Annotated in this window: 16 protein-coding genes; 3 read left to right on the top strand and 13 right to left on the bottom strand. The window is 59.8% G+C overall.

Features of this window, described 5'->3' with window-relative positions; genetic code table 11:
- Position 1: 1 nt before the first annotated feature.
- From J1G18_RS18605 to J1G18_RS18595, 3 genes are all read right to left on the bottom strand, one after another.
- On the bottom strand, positions 2-523 hold the full coding sequence (locus tag J1G18_RS18605) for a hypothetical protein (protein ID WP_223008238.1): 522 nt from the start codon (positions 521-523) through the stop codon (positions 2-4).
- Between the two features lie 72 nt (positions 524-595).
- Positions 596-937: a phage holin family protein gene (locus J1G18_RS18600; RefSeq protein ID WP_003222183.1), complete on the bottom strand. Its 342-nt coding sequence runs from the start codon at positions 935-937 to the stop codon at positions 596-598.
- A gap of 526 nt (positions 938-1,463) precedes the next feature.
- A complete protein-coding gene (locus J1G18_RS18595; RefSeq protein ID WP_202369560.1) occupies positions 1,464-2,207 on the bottom strand; it encodes a helix-turn-helix transcriptional regulator in 744 nt (247 codons plus the stop codon).
- A 200-nt stretch (positions 2,208-2,407) separates the two neighbouring features.
- On the opposite strand from J1G18_RS18595, the gene mutS reads away from it, so the two are divergent.
- Together mutS and fdxA are read left to right on the top strand one after the other, a co-directional pair.
- The gene (mutS, locus tag J1G18_RS18590) at positions 2,408-4,990 is read left to right on the top strand and encodes a DNA mismatch repair protein MutS (protein WP_027611048.1); all 2,583 of its coding nucleotides are present in this window, start codon (positions 2,408-2,410) and stop codon (positions 4,988-4,990) included.
- Positions 4,991-5,153: 163 nt separating this feature from the next.
- Complete coding sequence (fdxA, locus tag J1G18_RS18585; protein ID WP_003222178.1) at positions 5,154-5,477, top strand: ferredoxin FdxA; 324 nt, start codon at positions 5,154-5,156, stop codon at positions 5,475-5,477.
- Between the two features lie 612 nt (positions 5,478-6,089).
- Here the strand turns inward: fdxA and rpoS are convergent.
- The 8 genes from rpoS to J1G18_RS18545 all read right to left on the bottom strand — a co-directional run bounded on the left by rpoS (position 6,090) and on the right by J1G18_RS18545 (position 13,309).
- On the bottom strand, positions 6,090-7,100 hold the full coding sequence (gene rpoS, locus J1G18_RS18580; protein WP_007964304.1) for an RNA polymerase sigma factor RpoS: 1,011 nt from the start codon (positions 7,098-7,100) through the stop codon (positions 6,090-6,092).
- A gap of 105 nt (positions 7,101-7,205) precedes the next feature.
- The gene (locus J1G18_RS18575) at positions 7,206-8,087 is read right to left on the bottom strand and encodes a peptidoglycan DD-metalloendopeptidase family protein (protein WP_027611047.1); all 882 of its coding nucleotides are present in this window, start codon (positions 8,085-8,087) and stop codon (positions 7,206-7,208) included.
- Positions 8,088-8,299: 212 nt separating this feature from the next.
- Positions 8,300-8,935, bottom strand: coding sequence for a protein-L-isoaspartate(D-aspartate) O-methyltransferase (locus J1G18_RS18570; RefSeq protein WP_169841266.1), 636 nt, complete (start codon positions 8,933-8,935; stop codon positions 8,300-8,302).
- A 41-nt stretch (positions 8,936-8,976) separates the two neighbouring features.
- Complete coding sequence (gene surE, locus J1G18_RS18565) at positions 8,977-9,726, bottom strand: 5'/3'-nucleotidase SurE (RefSeq protein ID WP_047601272.1); 750 nt, start codon at positions 9,724-9,726, stop codon at positions 8,977-8,979.
- Positions 9,714-10,772 carry a tRNA pseudouridine(13) synthase TruD gene (gene truD, locus J1G18_RS18560; protein WP_223008237.1) on the bottom strand — a complete coding sequence of 353 codons (1,059 nt, stop codon included), beginning with the start codon at positions 10,770-10,772 and terminating at the stop codon, positions 9,714-9,716. Before truD ends, surE begins: the two co-directional genes overlap by 13 nt.
- The gene (gene ispF, locus J1G18_RS18555) at positions 10,769-11,242 is read right to left on the bottom strand and encodes a 2-C-methyl-D-erythritol 2,4-cyclodiphosphate synthase (protein ID WP_223008236.1); all 474 of its coding nucleotides are present in this window, start codon (positions 11,240-11,242) and stop codon (positions 10,769-10,771) included. The genes truD and ispF overlap by 4 nt, the downstream gene beginning before the upstream one ends.
- Before the next feature lie 43 nt (positions 11,243-11,285).
- Positions 11,286-12,131, bottom strand: coding sequence for an S-formylglutathione hydrolase (fghA, locus tag J1G18_RS18550; RefSeq protein WP_103367846.1), 846 nt, complete (start codon positions 12,129-12,131; stop codon positions 11,286-11,288).
- 65 nt (positions 12,132-12,196) lie between these two features.
- Entirely contained in the window at positions 12,197-13,309 is a 1,113-nt protein-coding gene (locus tag J1G18_RS18545; protein ID WP_027611042.1) for an S-(hydroxymethyl)glutathione dehydrogenase/class III alcohol dehydrogenase, read from the bottom strand.
- A gap of 115 nt (positions 13,310-13,424) precedes the next feature.
- Between J1G18_RS18545 and J1G18_RS18540 the strand changes: the two genes are divergently transcribed.
- Complete coding sequence (locus J1G18_RS18540; protein WP_007964295.1) at positions 13,425-14,321, top strand: LysR substrate-binding domain-containing protein; 897 nt, start codon at positions 13,425-13,427, stop codon at positions 14,319-14,321.
- A gap of 143 nt (positions 14,322-14,464) precedes the next feature.
- On the opposite strand, the gene ispD is transcribed toward J1G18_RS18540, so the two are convergent.
- Positions 14,465-15,172: a 2-C-methyl-D-erythritol 4-phosphate cytidylyltransferase gene (gene ispD, locus J1G18_RS18535; RefSeq protein WP_027611041.1), complete on the bottom strand. Its 708-nt coding sequence runs from the start codon at positions 15,170-15,172 to the stop codon at positions 14,465-14,467.
- Positions 15,169-15,447, bottom strand: a complete 279-nt coding sequence (gene ftsB / locus J1G18_RS18530) for a cell division protein FtsB (protein WP_007964293.1) — start codon at positions 15,445-15,447, stop codon at positions 15,169-15,171. Before ftsB ends, ispD begins: the two co-directional genes overlap by 4 nt.
- Positions 15,448-15,583: the final 136 nt, after the last annotated feature.

The following is a 15,583-nucleotide window of genomic DNA, read 5'->3' as shown; positions in this document are numbered from 1 at the left end:
GTCAGGCCTCCAGCGCGGTGTATTGGTCCGGGTCGTCGATATTGCTGACTTCCCAGGTACGGGCGAATTTCGGCGTGCCGAGCGGGTCGTCGAGCAAGGTCGGGCCGAGATAGAGGGTCTGGGTGAAAGTCAGGGTCCAAGCCTTGTATTGCTGATCGGCGCGTGTGAGCACTGACGGCAAACCATCAATGTTCATCGGCAGATCACATTGAGCGCCGGGCAGGCCCCAACGGTTGTCGGTGATCAGGTTTTTCAGCACGGCGATCAGATCGCAGGCGGCAAATGCACTGGCGGAGAGTGCCGGAATGACTTGCAGCGACACCGTCATGACATGAGCAATGCGCCCATCAGCGGAGCGCACTCCCTGTGCATTGCGATCAAAGTCGATCAATGCCCAGGCCAGAGCACCGGGTGTTGTGAAGTCGTCATGATTGCCGACCTGCAGATTCAGGCCGGCGCTGTTGCGCAGGGTTGTCGCCATCGCCGTGAACAGCTGCGAAGGCTGCTGGATCGGTACGGGCATGCATGACCTCCTTTTCAATTGTCCACGCGCAGCCCCGCCGCATCAGTTGCAGCGAGGCAGGAAAGTGTTGAGTTACTGGGGATCGCGCGGCGGGGGAACTTCGCAGACGCCGATGCGCTTGGCGGCCCAGCGTTCGTACAGACCGATGGCCACGTCGGCCCCGGCCATGGCGGTCAGGCAACCGAAGGCACCAGCGGCCCAGATGGATAGCCCGGCGGCGTACAGCAGCATGATCGCCGAGACGCCGCAGATCATGCAGGCGCCGGAGCGCAGGGCCAGACGCCGCAGCAATGACCAGCCACGGGCGCCCTCCTTGTCGGCGCGCCACATTTCGCCGGACACCCCGCCCACCACGGCAAGGAGGATGACCAGCCAGATCGGCATGTCCGCCAACGCTTGTTGCTCGTTTGTCATGTCACGCCTCCTGGTTCTAGTTGATGAGTGTTGTGTGTTGGGTTCAAGCGATGTCTCTTCAGGTAGGCATTCCGAAAAGCCCGGCGTTGAGGCCGGGCTTTTCAGTAATGCGCTCCTTCGCCTTCCTTCAAATCCTGTATCCGAGAAGGAAGCTGACTTTTCGGCGCTACTGGCGCGGTACGAGTCCATTCAAATTGTTTTTCCGACCGCGGTCCCTGCCCGCCGGATAACTGCTCTTGGTGCTTTACGCTGCACACCCGGGTCAGTTGCCAACCCTCTGAACCGTTGAGGCCGGTTCATCGCTGCCTGTTCTTGTGGAACTAAAGAGCTGTTGTTGCCAGCCGCTTTGTCGAGCGGCTTGGTGGCAAGAATATGCATGGATGCATATACAGTCAATGCATAAATGCATTTATTTATGCGCGAGAAATGCACGGACGCATGCAGACCGCATAAATCAAGGCGCCGAGGGTTTTGTTCAGGCGAAAAAAAACCCGCCATGAGGCGGGTTTTATGCGAAGGGGAGTACCTATCGAGCGTACATGCCCCACCAGAAAACGTGACCGAGGATGACGATCTGCTCTTCCTGCATGTCCTGGAAGCTGTAGTCCTCGTCCGGATGTTCATCGCGGTTGAAGCTGCGCAGACGGATGCCGGTCGGCAGACGATAGAGCTGCTTCACGCGCAACTGACCGTTGTGGTTGATCGCGTACAGATCGCCATCGATGATATCGCCGATGCCGCACTTGCCGGCATTGACTCCGACCGTGGCGCCGTCACGCAACACCGGCATCATGCTGTTACCGCGCACCGTCACGCATTTGGCCTGGTCGAACTGCACACCGTTGTGGCGCAGGCTGCGCTTGCCGAAGCGCAGGCTAGAGCGTTCGCTCTCTTCGATGACGAATCTTCCTGATCCAGCAGCCAATTCAACCTCACGAAGAAAGGGCACCGACACCTCGTCGTCATCGACAGGGGTATCGTCGTCCCACAGGCTTATGTCCTTGAGTTCCGCATGCACGTCATCGCGCGCGCCACCGGTCGCGATCGCCACATCGGCGCGGCCACGCAATTGATCGGTGCTCACATTGAAGTATTCGGCGATCTTCGAGATATGTTTATCCGAAGGATCGACGATCTTCCCGCTGAGAATCCGCGAGAGCGTTGATTGAGGCACGCCGGTGCGACGGTGGAGCTCCGTGGGGGAGATCCCGTGCTGGTCGAGCAGTGCTCTTAAGACGGAGGATACGTTGCGTTTTTGCATAACGCGCATAGTGCTTGAAGTTTTTTCCGAAGACAAATGCTGATTTGCATAAATCGTGCATAAATCACAATTAAACGCAGAAAGTGTCAGCCGGCCGTCATGCCTGCGTCGAGCCGACCGCCCATGGTAACCTTGCGCCCATCGCGGAAAAGCCCGGCGGTTGCCCTCGCTTTTGCCCTACATCATTTAACGAGTTACCTGACAATCCGATGAATAAAGCCGTCTCCGACCTGTCCTCCCACACCCCGATGATGCAGCAATACTGGCGCCTGAAGAATCAGCACCCGGATCAGCTGATGTTCTATCGCATGGGCGACTTCTACGAGATCTTCTATGAAGACGCGAAGAAGGCGGCCAAGTTGCTCGACATCACTCTGACCGCGCGCGGTCAGTCGGCGGGGCAAGCGATCCCGATGTGCGGGATTCCTTACCACGCCGCGGAAGGTTACCTGGCGAAACTGGTCAAGCTCGGTGAGTCGGTGGTGATCTGCGAGCAGGTCGGCGATCCGGCCACCAGCAAGGGTCCGGTCGAACGTCAGGTCGTGCGTATCATCACACCGGGCACGGTCAGCGACGAAGCGCTGCTCGATGAACGCCGCGACAACCTGATTGCCGCCGTGCTAGGCGACGAGCGCCTGTTCGGTCTGGCAGTGCTGGACATCACCAGCGGCAACTTCACTGTGCTCGAGATCAAGGGCTGGGAAAACCTGCTGGCGGAGCTGGAGCGAGTCAACCCGGTGGAACTGCTGATCCCGGACGATTGGCCGAAAGACCTGCCAGCGGAAAAACGCCGTGGTGTGCGTCGTCGCGCGCCGTGGGATTTCGAGCGTGATTCGGCGCTGAAAAGTCTCTGCCAGCAGTTTTCCACACAAGACCTGAAAGGCTTCGGTTGTGAAACCCTGACCCTGGCCATCGGCGCCGCCGGTTGCCTGCTGGCCTACGCCAAGGAAACCCAGCGCACCGCCCTGCCCCATCTGCGCAGCCTGCGCCATGAGCGTCTGGACGACACCGTGGTGCTCGACGGCGCGAGCCGCCGCAACCTCGAACTCGACACTAACCTGGCTGGTGGTCGCGACAACACCCTGCAATCGGTGGTTGATCGCTGCCAGACCGCCATGGGCAGCCGTTTGCTGACCCGTTGGCTGAACCGTCCGCTGCGCGATCTGACCGTGCTGCTGGCGCGGCAGACCTCAATCACTTGTCTGCTCGATGGCTACCGCTTCGAAAAACTCCAGCCACAGCTGAAGGAAATCGGCGACATCGAGCGGATTCTCGCGCGTATCGGTCTGCGCAATGCGCGCCCTCGTGACCTCGCTCGCCTGCGCGATGCCCTCGGTGCCCTGCCGCAATTGCAAGTGGCGATGACCGACCTCGAAGCACCGCACCTGCAACGCCTGGCGACTACCACCAGCACCTACCCGGAACTGGCGGCGCTGCTGGAAAAAGCCATCATCGACAACCCGCCAGCGGTGATCCGCGACGGCGGCGTGCTGAAAACCGGTTACGACAGCGAACTCGACGAGTTGCAATCGCTGAGCGAAAACGCCGGCCAGTTCCTTATCGATCTGGAAGCCCGGGAAAAGGCCCGCACCGGTCTGGCCAACCTGAAAGTTGGCTATAACCGTATTCACGGCTACTTCATCGAACTGCCGAGCAAGCAGGCGGAATCGGCTCCGGCAGACTACATCCGTCGCCAGACGCTCAAGGGCGCCGAGCGTTTCATCACGCCCGAGCTGAAAGAATTCGAAGACAAGGCGCTCTCGGCCAAGAGCCGTGCCCTCGCTCGCGAGAAAATGCTCTACGAGGCGCTGCTGGAAGACCTGATCAGCCAGTTGCCACCGCTGCAGGACACTGCCGGCGCATTGGCCGAGCTGGACGTGCTGAGCAACCTCGCCGAACGTGCGCTGAACCTTGACCTGAACTGCCCGCGTTTTGTCAGCGAGCCGTGCATGCGCATCACCCAAGGGCGTCACCCGGTGGTCGAGCAGGTGCTGACTACGCCGTTCGTGGCCAATGACCTGAGCCTGGATGACAACACCCGGATGCTGGTGATCACCGGCCCGAACATGGGTGGTAAATCCACCTACATGCGCCAAACCGCATTGATCGTGCTGCTGGCGCATATCGGCAGCTTCGTGCCGGCGGCCAGTTGCGAGTTGTCGCTGGTGGACCGGATCTTCACCCGGATCGGCTCCAGCGACGACCTGGCCGGCGGCCGTTCGACCTTCATGGTCGAGATGAGCGAAACCGCCAACATTCTGCACAACGCCACCGAGCGCAGCCTGGTGCTGATGGACGAAGTCGGTCGCGGCACCAGCACCTTCGACGGTCTGTCCCTGGCATGGGCCGCCGCCGAGCGTCTGGCGCATCTGCGTGCCTATACTCTATTCGCTACGCACTATTTCGAACTGACTGTGCTGCCGGAAGCCGAACCTTTGGTGGCTAACGTGCACCTCAACGCCACCGAGCACAACGAGCGCATCGTGTTCCTGCACCATGTGTTGCCGGGGCCTGCCAGCCAGAGCTACGGCCTGGCGGTGGCGCAACTGGCCGGCGTGCCGAGTGAAGTGATCGTGCGGGCCCGGGAGCACCTGAGCCGACTGGAAGACACCGCATTGCCGCATGAAGCGCCCAAGCCTGCCGTCAAAGGCAAACCGGCGGTCCCGCAGCAGAGCGACATGTTTGCCAGCCTGCCGCATCCAGTGCTCGATGAGTTGGCGAAAGTGGATCTCGATGACCTGACCCCGCGTCGAGCGCTCGAATTGTTATATGCACTTAAGAACCGGATCTAAGCAGCAAAGAACCGGATATAACGCAAACGGCTTCAAGCTGTTAGAATCTCGCGCGGTTTGGGATGCTGCTGGCTAATAGCCTGGCTGGCAGACATCGCTCCCGAACCTGGCGACCCCAACCGTGAAGGGGCTACGCTGCCGCCGCCTGAGGAGAAAATTAGAAATGACCTTCGTCGTCACCGACAACTGCATCAAGTGCAAGTACACCGACTGCGTAGAAGTCTGTCCGGTGGACTGCTTTTACGAAGGCCCGAACTTCCTGGTGATTCACCCGGACGAGTGCATCGACTGCGCCCTGTGCGAACCGGAATGCCCGGCCGTCGCGATTTTCTCTGAGGACGAAGTTCCGGAGGATATGCAGGAGTTCATTCAACTGAACGTTGAATTGGCTGAAATCTGGCCGAACATCACCGAGAAGAAAGAATCGCTGCCGGATGCCGAAGAGTGGGATGGCGTCAAAGGCAAGATCAAAGACCTCGAACGCTGATCTGTCGCGCGTTACCAAAAGGCCCCTTGCGGGCCTTTTTGCTTTTTCGGATTTTACTTTTCTACAGGCAAAAAAAGGGGCGGTATGACCCGCCCACATTTTTTCCCTATTCCCTGTATTCCTTTTCATCGTCCTGATGAATCGCGTCCTGCGATGTCCGTTCCCCTCTTCCCTGAAGGGCGTGTCTGTCCGTCGACACAGTGCTGATACTAGAGAGTTCCCTGCCGAGAGCAATCGGCCCGGCGGGATGAAAATCGCTGTAATAAGCACTTCATATTAAAAAATAAGCATATAAATCAATTGGTTAAATACGACTCTCGGCAGTAGTCGACGTCTACCGTCCTGCAAAAATGGGGAACGCTTACGAAAGAGTAAGCCAAGGCTTACACCGCAAGACTACAAACGATGGAAATGCTGACCATTTGTCCGGCAATGAACTTTGTGGCGAGGGAGCTTGCTCCCGCTTGAGTGCGCAGCGCTCATGAACCTTTAGGGTTGCTGCGCAACCCGGCGGGAGCAAGCTCCCTCGCCACAGACAGTCATCAGCCAATATCCGAGCAATAAAAAAGCCCCGAACCAGTCGGGGCTTCTTGCGGCAGGCGTGTGAGGCGCTTACTGAAACAGCGACTCGCTCGACAGGCCATTCTTCTCGAGGATTTCGCGAAGGCGCTTGAGGCCCTCCACCTGGATCTGCCGCACCCGTTCCCGGGTCAGGCCGATCTCCAAGCCTACGTCTTCCAGCGTGCTGCTCTCATGGCCGCGCAGGCCGAAGCGGCGTACAACCACCTCGCGCTGCTTGTCGGTCAGTTCCGAGAGCCATTGATCGATGCTCTGCGACAGGTCGTCATCCTGCAGCAGTTCACATGGATCGGTCGGACGGTCATCCGTCAGGGTGTCCAGCAGGGTTTTATCCGAATCCGGACCCAGCGAGACGTCGACCGAAGAAACCCGCTCGTTCAGGCCGAGCATGCGCTTGACCTCGCCCACCGGTTTTTCCAGCAGGTTGGCGATTTCTTCGGGTGAGGGTTCGTGATCGAGCTTTTGCGTCAGCTCCCGTGCCGCCCGCAGGTACACGTTGAGCTCCTTGACCACATGGATCGGCAACCGGATGGTCCGGGTCTGATTCATGATCGCGCGCTCGATGGTCTGACGGATCCACCAGGTCGCGTAGGTCGAGAAGCGGAAGCCACGCTCGGGATCGAACTTTTCCACTGCGCGGATCAGGCCGAGGTTACCCTCTTCGATCAGATCCAGCAGCGACAGCCCCCGATTGACGTAACGCCGGGCGATCTTCACGACCAGCCGCAGGTTACTTTCAATCATGCGCTTGCGCCCGGCAGGGTCGCCACTTTGCGACAGACGCGCAAAATGAACTTCTTCCTCCGGGGAGAGCAGTGGTGAAAAGCCGATTTCGTTGAGATACAGCTGCGTGGCATCGAGTGCCCGAGTGTAGTCGATGTACTTGTGTTGTTTAAGTGAAGCGGATTGTCTGGATTTGGAACGAACGGAAGGTGGAGCAGCCCCTTCATCATTCGACATCGAAGATTCCGAATCGATGCCGGCCTCCATAAGGAGAACCTCATCGTCGATGTCAAACTCCGGCACTTCTTTACTGAGAGCCATTGTTATAGTCCTTTGGTGAGTTCGACCCCAAGCTCAAGCGACGCCTTTATCCTTGGCAGCGCTGGAGCCTGTCCCCTCTACGCGACGGAACAGGCTGGCCTCAAATCAACGTTTGGGCAGGAACTGCAGCGGATCTACAGGTTTACCTTGGCGGCGAATCTCAAAATGCAGTTTCACCCGGTCTGTACCCGTGGACCCCATTTCGGCAATTGTCTGTCCGACCTTGACCTGCTGCCCCTCCCGTACCAACAGCCTGCGGTTATGTCCGTAGGCACTGACGTAGGTTTCGCTGTGTTTGATGATGACTAATTCGCCGTAGCCCCTTAAGCCACTCCCGGCGTAAACCACCGTCCCATCAGACGCAGCTAAAACAGGCTGTCCCAAATCTCCGGCGATATCAATTCCTTTATTCAAACTACCGTTTGAAGAGAATTTTCCAATCAGAATGCCATTAGATGGCCATCCCCAGCCGGTCGGGGCCGGGCCCGGTGGAGGCATCGGAGCCGGAGCCGATTTGTTCGCGACGGACGGTGCAGCCCCCGCGGCAGCGGCTCCGGAGCCGGTCACGGTGGTGGTCGTCGTGCCATTCGCCTGGCGCCGGATTACCGTGGTTTTGCTCGACGATGATGGCGCGGAACTGCCGTTGCTCACCACCGCTGTCGGTGTTGAACCGGTGCGGCCGTCAAAGCGAATTGTCTGACCCGGGTGGATCGTATACGGCGTAGGAATATTGTTGCGGGCAGCGAGGGCTTTGTAGTCCCAGCCATAGCGAAAAGCGATGGAAAACAGCGTATCGCCCGGACGGACTACATACTGCCCGGTCGTGACGGCCGGACGCTGGGCCGCCGCGCTGTTGCGATCGACCACCCGCACGTTGCTCGATTTGGTGCTGGAGCAACCGACCAGCAAGGTGCTCAATACAAGGCCAGTCACCAGGCGCTGAAAGCTCGTGTTACCCATACGCTGCGCAATGACTGTGAGACTCACCCGCCGCTCCCTTTGTGGTGGCTGAAATATGTGGAATGCCGAATCGCGGCAAGTAGTGTCGCAAGTATAACGGGCCGAACCGGCTTTACCGTTAAAGATGCGAAAACGCTTCACGCACACGTTTGCCCGTGGACAGTTCGTAGCGTTTAAACCATCACTGCCGGTGTAAGACACAGGCCAGCGCAAGGAATTCAGCGCCCGCAAATAAATGCTCAGGCCAGCGGGCCATTGAGCAATGGCACGAAGCGCACAGCTCCCAATACGTGACGGGAAAAGCCGTGTTCTTCACGCACGATCAACATCAGTTGCTGCACTTCCCCCGAGCCGACCGGAATCACCATCCGCCCACCCGGTGCCAGTTGATCGAGCAAGGCCTGCGGCACGTCGGTCGCGACTGCGGTGACGATGATACCGTTGTACGGCGCCAGCGCCGGCCAGCCTTCCCAGCCATCGCCCCAGCGGAACACCACGTTGCGCAGGTTGAGTTCGACCAGGCGCTCCTTGGCCCGATCCTGCAGGACCTTGATGCGTTCGACCGAAAATACCCGCTCAACCAGTTGCGACAGCACGGCTGTCTGATATCCCGAACCGGTCCCGATCTCCAGCACCTTGTCCAGCGGCCCCGCCTCCAGCAGCAGCTCGCTCATGCGCGCCACCATATAAGGCTGGGAGATGGTCTGGTTGTGGCCGATTGGCAGTGCGGTGTCTTCGTACGCGCGGTGCGCCAGCGCTTCATCGACAAACAGATGACGCGGCGTACGGCGGATCACTTCCAGCACCTTGGCGTTGGACAGGCCTTCTTCATATAGACGCTGGATCAGACGTTCACGGGTGCGCTGCGACGTCATGCCGATGCCACTGCGCAGTCTGTCTTCGTGTTCACGAGCCATCAGCGCAGTTCCTCCAGCCAGCCGTCGAGACTTCTGAAGGCATCATTGAAAGTGCGATCGAGCTGCAACGGCGTGATCGACACATACCCCTGCATCACCGCATGAAAGTCAGTGCCCGGGCCGCCGTCTTCGGCATCACCGGCCGCAGCAATCCAGTAGCCGGCCTTGCCACGCGGGTCGACCACTTTCATCGGCGCCGCAGCACGGGCGCGATGGCCCAGACGGGTCAACTGAATGCCACGAATATGATCGATCGGCAGATTGGGAATGTTCACGTTCAGCACCGTGCGCGGCGGCAGGTCCAGCCCGGCGTGGGCCTCGACCAGTTTGCGCGCGAAATGTGCCGCTGTCGCCAGGTTGTCCACCTGTCGCGAACACAGCGAAAACGCAAACGAAGGGCGCTCGAGAAAGCGCCCTTCGAGGGCTGCCGCCACAGTGCCGGAATACAGCACGTCATCGCCCAGATTGGCACCGAGGTTGATCCCGGAAACCACCATGTCCGGCTCGCGCTCCAGCAGGCCATTGAGGCCCAGGTGCACACAGTCGGTCGGCGTACCGTTGAGGCTGATGAAACCGTTGGCCAGGTATTGCGGGTGCAACGGACGGTCGAGCGTCAGCGAACTGCTGGCGCCGCTTTTGTCCTGCTCCGGGGCGATAACCACGCATTCGGTGTAATCCGCCAGCGCAGCATAAAGCGCGGCGAGACCGGGTGCGGTTACCCCATCGTCGTTAGAAATCAGAATACGCATGGGCTGTCCGTCTGCCCCACCGGCACCAGATCAACGAGTTCGCGCACCAATACGGTGGCGAAGCATCCGGCCGGGAGGACGAATTCCAGTTGCAGAATGTCAGGCTGGGGATAATGCCACGACAACCCGCCAATGGGCAGCCGCAGGATGCGACGTTCGTGGCTCATTCCGGCATTGATCAACCAATCGCGCAGATCCGCCTCACGCTCGGCAATCCCCTGCTCCAGATCATGGACAGCGCTGGCGGCCGGTGAGTCACCTTCGCCCCACTGCGGACCGGTCGGGTGCAGGTCGAGAATCGCCAGGCGCGGATCGCTGCATTCGGCCTCACCGGCCGGGAAAAAACTGCGGCTGTCGGTGAACGCCAGCAGGTCGCCAACCTGTGCCTGCTGCCAAGTGCCATCGGCCACCCGGGCGGCCAGTACCTGATTGAACAGAAAACTGCGCGCCGTCGATAGCAGCCGTGAGCGCACATTGCGCTGCTCCGGTAGCGCCTTGCGCGCCGCCCAGGCACGCGCATCAACGACGTTGCCGCCGTCATGGCCGAAACGCTGGGCGCCGAAATAATTGGGAATGCCTTGCCTGGCGATCAGTTGCAGACGCTGCTCGATCGCATCCTTGTCGCCGGCAAACTGGGTCAGGCGCAAGGTGAAGCCGTTCGCCGAATGCGCGCCGCGTTGCAGCTTGCGCTTGTGCCGCGTGGTTTTAAGGATCTTCAGCGTGTCGTTTTCCGCCGCCGACAGATCCGGATCAGCCTTGCCCGGCAGTTGCACGCTGAACCACTGACGGGTCAACGCCTGACGATCCTTGAGCCCGGCATAACTGACGGTGCGCAACGGCACGCCGGCGGCCTTGGCAATTCGGCGCGCTGCTTCTTCGGTATTCAGGCCACGTTTTTCGACCCAGATCCACAGGTGCTCACCATCGCCGCTGAACGGGATGTCGAGCACTTCATCGACCTGAAAATCTTCGGCGATGGCTTTCAGAACCGCAGTGCCGAGTGGTTCGCCATAGGCCCGCGGGCCAAGCAATTGCAGTTCGTTCATGCGCGCAGCAACAAGGCAACGGAATGCACGGCGATGCCTTCTTCGCGACCGACAAAACCGAGCTTTTCGGTGGTGGTAGCTTTCACGTTCACTTGATCCAGTTCAACTTGCAGATCGACGGCGATCAACGCGCGCATCGCTTCGATATGCGGGGCCATTTTCGGTGCCTGAGCGACGATGGTGTTGTCGACGTTGCCGACTTTCCAACCCTTGGCGTGGATCAGCGCGACCACATGCCGCAGCAGGACACGGCTGTCGGCGCCCTTGAATTGCGGGTCGGTGTCCGGAAAGTGCTTGCCGATATCGCCCAGCGCGGCCGCGCCGAGCAAGGCATCGCTCAAGGCGTGCAGCAGAACGTCACCGTCGGAATGAGCGAGCAGCCCGAAGCTGTGTGCAATACGCACGCCGCCCAGAGTAATGAAATCGCCTTCAGCGAAACGGTGAACATCGTAGCCGTGGCCAATACGCATAAAAAAACGCCCCGATTTTTGTCAGGGCGTGATTCTACCTGCATTAACCGCGCAGGGCGCGTGCGTGATGCTGCAAGTGGTCGTCAATGAAGCTTGAGATGAAGAAATAGCTGTGGTCGTAGCCCGGTTGCAGGCGCAGCGTCAGCGGATGACCCGCTTGTTTTGCAGCTTGTTGCAGGGCTTCGGGTTTGAGCTGCGTGGCGAGGAAGTCATCGCGATCCCCCTGATCGACCAGCAACGGCAGTTTCTCGTCGGCTTCAGCAATCAGCGCGCAGGCATCCCATTCTTTCCACTTGGAACGGTCTTCGCCCAGATAGCGGGAGAATGCTTTCTGCCCCCACGGACAATCCATCGGGTTGTTGATCGGCGAAAACGCCGACACCGACTGATAACGCCCCGGGTTGCGCAGCGCGCAGACCAGTGCACCGTGACCGCCCATGGAGTGGCCGCTGATGCTGCGTTTGTCCGACGCCGGGAAATGCGCCTCAACCAATGCAGGCAATTCCTGCACGACATAGTCATGCATCCGATAGTGCCGCGACCATGGTTCCTGCGTGGCATTCAGATAGAACCCGGCGCCAAGGCCGAAATCCCAGGCGCCATCTGGATCACCCGGCACATCCGGGCCGCGCGGACTGGTGTCCGGCGCGACGATGATCAGACCGAGTTCGGCGGCCATGCGCATCGCCCCGGCCTTCTGCATGAAGTTCTCGTCGGTGCAGGTCAGACCGGACAGCCAGTACAGCACCGGCAGCTTGCCACCCTGCTCCGCTTGCGGCGGCAGGTATACGGCAAACACCATGTCGCAGCCGAGCACGTCGGAACGGTGGCGATAGCGCTTGTGCCAGCCGCCGAAACTTTTCTGACAGGAGATATTTTCCAGACTCATGTAAAGACTCCTACGCGGCCCCGGCTATAAACCTTCAAGGTCTGTAGCCGTGGCGTCGCGATTGATCAGAAATGAATGACGGTACGGATGCTCTTGCCTTCGTGCATCAGGTCGAAGGCCTTGTTGATATCTTCCAGACCCATGGTGTGGGTAATGAAAGTATCCAGCGGAATCTCGCCGCTCTGCGCCATGTCGACATAGCTTGGCAGCTCGGTACGGCCACGCACGCCACCGAACGCCGAACCACGCCAGACGCGACCGGTCACCAACTGGAACGGACGGGTCGAAATTTCCTGACCGGCGCCGGCAACACCGATGATCACCGATTCGCCCCAGCCCTTGTGGCAGCACTCCAACGCAGCGCGCATCAGCTGCACATTGCCGATGCACTCGAAAGAGAAATCGACGCCGCCGTCGGTCATGTCGACGATCACTTCCTGGATCGGACGATCGAAGTCTTTCGGGTTGACGCAATCGGTGGCGCCCAACTGCTTGGCGATCTCGAACTTGGCCGGGTTGATGTCGATGGCGATGATCCGCGCGGCCTTGGCCTTCACTGCACCGATGACGGCCGACAGACCGATGCCGCCCAGACCGAAGATCGCCACAGTGTCACCCGGCTTGACCTTGGCGGTGTTGATCACCGCACCGATACCGGTGGTTACGCCGCAACCGAGCAGGCAGACCTTTTCCAGCGGCGCATCCTTGGCGATTTTCGCCACGGAGATTTCCGGCAGTACCGTGTATTCCGAGAACGTCGAAGTACCCATGTAGTGGAAAATCGTTTGGCCCTTGTAGGAAAAGCGCGAAGTGCCGTCCGGCATCAGGCCTTTGCCCTGAGTGGCTCGAATCGCCTGGCACAGGTTGGTCTTGCCCGACTTGCAGAATTTGCACTGGCCGCATTCCGGGGTGTACAGCGGAATCACGTGGTCACCGACGGCGACCGAGGTGACGCCCTCGCCGATGGCTTCAACGATCGCGCCACCTTCGTGGCCAAGGATCGACGGGAAGATGCCTTCCGGATCCGCACCGGACAGGGTGTAGGCGTCAGTGTGGCAAACCCCGGAAGCCACCACGCGCAGCAACACTTCACCGGCCTTGGGCATGGCCACATCGACTTCTACGATTTCCAGCGGCTTCTTGGCCTCGAAGGCAACGGCGGCGCGCGACTTGATCATGCTGACTCTCCAGTGAATCCAATGAATAAAAAACCAGACCGGCAGTGTAGTTCAGCGCCAACTGATTAATAATCCGGACAAATGCAAAATATTATTGCTGTACAGGGATAATCAAATGTCCGAAAACCGCTGGGAAGGTATCGACGAGTTCGTCGCCGTCGCCGAATGCAGCCAATTCACCGCTGCGGCCGAACGCCTTGGGGTTTCTTCCTCACACATCAGTCGACAAATCGTACGGCTGGAGGATCGATTACAGACGCGCCTGCTCTACCGCAGCACCCGTCGTGTGACCCTGACCGAAGCCGGTCAGACCTTTCTGCAGCATTGTCAGCGCCTGCAGGACGGTCGCGAAGAAGCTCTGCGCGCGGTCGGCGACCTGACCAGCGAACCGAAAGGCATGCTGCGCATGACCTGCGCCGTGGCCTATGGCGAGCGGTTTATCGTGCCGCTGGTGACGCGGTTCATGGGGCAATACCCGCAACTGCGCGTTGATATCGAGCTGAGTAACCGACAACTCGATCTGGTGCATGAGGGACTGGATCTGGCGATCCGTCTGGGCCGATTGCAGGATTCTCGATTGGTCGCCACCCGCCTGGCGCCGCGTCGGATGTACCTGTGCGCGTCTCCGTCCTACGTGGAACGGTATGGCCGCCCACACAGCTTGTCGGAACTGAGCCGGCACAATTGTCTGATCGGCAGTTCGGACCTGTGGCAACTGGAGCAAAACGGGCGGGAATTTTCCCAGCGTGTGCAGGGAAACTGGCGTTGCAACAGTGGGCAGGCGGTGCTGGATGCGGCGCTGCAAGGGGTCGGCCTGTGTCAGTTGCCGGACTATTACGTGCTGGAGCATTTGCACAGTGGTGCGCTGATTTCGCTGCTGGAGGCGCATCAGCCGCCGAATACGGCGGTGTGGGCGTTGTATCCACAGCAGCGGCATTTGTCGCCGAAGGTGCGCAAGCTGGTGGATTTCTTGAAGGAAGGATTGGCCGAGCGGCCGGAGTATCGGGGCTGAGGGATGGGGTGTTTGTGCGGCCGCCTTCGCGAGCAAGCCCGCTCCCACAGGGGATCGGCGGTGCATGCAAATTCGGGGTCAGGCGCAAATCAAGGGTGGGAGCGGGCTTGCTCGCGAAAGCGATCTGACAGGTTTCACAGCATTCAGCGGCGATTGGCCCAGCGTTGACGCAACCACTCCAGGTCTTCCGGCCGGGTGACCTTGAGGTTGTCCGCTCGCCCTTCGATCAGGCGCGGCGCCAGACCGGCCCACTCCATCGCCGAGGCTTCATCGGTAATCACCGCATCCGCCACCAGACTGTCGGCCAACGCCCGATGCAAGGCACCGAGACGGAACATCTGCGGCGTATAGGCTTGCCAGATCACGCTGCGATCCACGGTTTCAAGCACACGACCGTGCTTGTCGACCCGCTTCAGGGTATCGCGCGCCGGCACGGCCAGCAGACCGCCGACGGCATCATCCGCCAGTTCAACCAGCAACTTGTCGAGATCGTCGCGACTCAGGTTGGGCCGTGCCGCATCGTGCACCAGCACCCAGTCATCGTCATCGGCACCCTGCGCATGCAAATGCAGCAAAGCGTTCAGCACCGACCCGGAACGCTCCGTGCCGCCCTCGACCCGCTGAATCCGCGAGTCGCTGGCGCAAGCCAGGTTTGGCCAATAAGGATCATCAACAGCCAGACTGACCACCAGCCCCTTGAGGCTCGGGTGATCAAGGAAACAGCCGAGGCTGTGTTCGAGAATTGTGCGCCCGCCCAGTTGCAGGTATTGCTTGGGACGGTCTGCGGCCATTCGGGCACCGACGCCCGCGGCAGGAATCACGGCCCAGAAGGCCGGCAGAGAATCGATCATTGCGCGAGCTGGTAAAGGGTTTCACCGTCCTTGACCATGCCCAGCTCATGGCGAGCCCGCTCTTCAACGGTCTCCATGCCTTTTTTCAACTCGCTGACTTCAGCGTCCATCACCCGATTGCGCTCCAGCAAGCCTTCGTTCTCGGCGTGCTGATCAGCAATCTGCTGCTTCAGCTCGGCGACCTGCGCCAGACTGCCATTGCCCACCCACAGGCGGTACTGCAGACCGGCCAGCAGCAAGAGCAAAACGAGAAACAACCAGTAAGGACTGCGCATCGAATATCAGGTATCCAGTGAAAAAAGACAGCCACGCGAAAACTTTGAAACGTCTGATAGCACGAAGCCTGGAAGATCCAGGCTTGTGCATGTAAGGCATCAGATTAGTGGCAAATCCATCGCTGTCACGACTTTT

The organism is Pseudomonas sp. MIS38 (genome assembly GCF_019891575.1).
GTDB classification, from domain to species: domain Bacteria; phylum Pseudomonadota; class Gammaproteobacteria; order Pseudomonadales; family Pseudomonadaceae; genus Aquipseudomonas; species Aquipseudomonas putida_A.
Note: the sequence above shows the minus strand (reverse complement) of the source record. Positions and strands in the feature narration are given on the sequence as shown.

Coding starts and splice junctions, on each gene's coding strand:
- J1G18_RS18605 (WP_223008238.1), bottom strand. CDS start 523: ATGCCCGTACCGATCCAGCAGCCTTCGCAGCTGTTCACGGCGATGGCG.
- J1G18_RS18600 (WP_003222183.1), bottom strand. CDS start 937: ATGACAAACGAGCAACAAGCGTTGGCGGACATGCCGATCTGGCTGGTC.
- J1G18_RS18595 (WP_202369560.1), bottom strand. CDS start 2,207: ATGCGCGTTATGCAAAAACGCAACGTATCCTCCGTCTTAAGAGCACTG.
- mutS (WP_027611048.1), top strand. CDS start 2,408: ATGAATAAAGCCGTCTCCGACCTGTCCTCCCACACCCCGATGATGCAG.
- fdxA (WP_003222178.1), top strand. CDS start 5,154: ATGACCTTCGTCGTCACCGACAACTGCATCAAGTGCAAGTACACCGAC.
- rpoS (WP_007964304.1), bottom strand. CDS start 7,100: ATGGCTCTCAGTAAAGAAGTGCCGGAGTTTGACATCGACGATGAGGTT.
- J1G18_RS18570 (WP_169841266.1), bottom strand. CDS start 8,935: ATGACGTCGCAGCGCACCCGTGAACGTCTGATCCAGCGTCTATATGAA.
- surE (WP_047601272.1), bottom strand. CDS start 9,726: ATGCGTATTCTGATTTCTAACGACGATGGGGTAACCGCACCCGGTCTC.
- truD (WP_223008237.1), bottom strand. CDS start 10,772: ATGAACGAACTGCAATTGCTTGGCCCGCGGGCCTATGGCGAACCACTC.
- ispF (WP_223008236.1), bottom strand. CDS start 11,242: ATGCGTATTGGCCACGGCTACGATGTTCACCGTTTCGCTGAAGGCGAT.
- fghA (WP_103367846.1), bottom strand. CDS start 12,131: ATGAGTCTGGAAAATATCTCCTGTCAGAAAAGTTTCGGCGGCTGGCAC.
- J1G18_RS18545 (WP_027611042.1), bottom strand. CDS start 13,309: ATGATCAAGTCGCGCGCCGCCGTTGCCTTCGAGGCCAAGAAGCCGCTG.
- J1G18_RS18540 (WP_007964295.1), top strand. CDS start 13,425: ATGTCCGAAAACCGCTGGGAAGGTATCGACGAGTTCGTCGCCGTCGCC.
- ispD (WP_027611041.1), bottom strand. CDS start 15,172: ATGATCGATTCTCTGCCGGCCTTCTGGGCCGTGATTCCTGCCGCGGGC.
- ftsB (WP_007964293.1), bottom strand. CDS start 15,447: ATGCGCAGTCCTTACTGGTTGTTTCTCGTTTTGCTCTTGCTGCTGGCC.